We start from the raw sequence: 1,002 nt of genomic DNA on the forward strand, positions 1-1,002 counted from the left end.
CGCCTTATCCTTATCGCGCTTGCCTGAATTGCAGGAACGGATCGACACCTATAAAGGCCGCGCACTTACCCGGCTGACGGTCTTGCTGTCGCTGCACGTGTTTGTACGCTCCAGCGAGCTGCGCTTCGCCCGCTGGAGCGAGTTCGACCTCAAACGTGCCGTCTGGGAAATACCCGACACGCGACCAGCGTTGGAAGACGTACCCTTCTCCACAAGGGGTACGAAGATGGCAGGCGATATCCATCTTGTACCCTTATCGCCGCAAGCGATCGCCCTGCTCGAGCAGATCCACGCAATCACAGGCAAATTTGACTTGGTGTTCGCAGGCGATACCAAGTCTTGGAAACCAATGTCTGAAAACACGGTGAACAGCGCGCTTCGGAAGATGGGGTACGACACCAAATCCGAGATCTGTGGGCATGGGTTTCGTTCGATGGCCTGCAGCGCACTGATCGAGTCAGGTTTGTGGACGGACACAGCCATCGAGCGACAGATGAGCCACAAGGAACGCAACAACGTCCGCGCCGCTTACATCCACAAGGCCGAGTTCATCGAGGAGCGCAGGCTGATCATGAACTGGTGGAGTCGCTACCTTGAGGCTAATCAGCAGAAGCATGTCAGCCCACGCGAATTCGTCAATCAGACGGGTGCGAATGTCACTCGCCTAAAAGCAAAACGTGGCGCAACTGAGTAAGCGCTCGGTCCTCATATCTCAGTGATCCGTTTGTCCACGCGGGTCCATCCAAACAGGGCTGCAAAGCCGCCCTGTTTGGATGGACCTCACTTAAAAAATCTAAAGCCCACGCAATTGTCTGTGGAAAACCACTGATTTCCATAAGTGGATAATTTCATTCACAGCCGCAGAACTCCCGAAAATTCGAGCCTTGACCCAATTCTCCACAGGCGTAGAAAAGGTCGGGCAAAGTGCTGTCGTTGACAGCAACCCAGGTAGCCAGAACCTTCAAGGCTACGCCACGCTGGTTCTCCCAAAGTGCGATTAGC

General features: G+C 54.6%; 1 protein-coding gene. It reads left to right on the plus strand.

Annotation, left to right across the window (positions count from 1 at the left end; genetic code table 11):
* Window positions 1–694: site-specific integrase (locus tag BZL43_RS26995; RefSeq protein ID WP_143517903.1), on the plus strand; the 694-nt coding region annotated here is incomplete at its 5' end.
* Window positions 695–1,002: the final 308 nt, after the last annotated feature.

The organism is Pseudomonas sp. PICF141 (assembly GCF_002286815.1).
In the GTDB taxonomy this organism is placed as follows: Bacteria; Pseudomonadota; Gammaproteobacteria; order Pseudomonadales; family Pseudomonadaceae; genus Aquipseudomonas.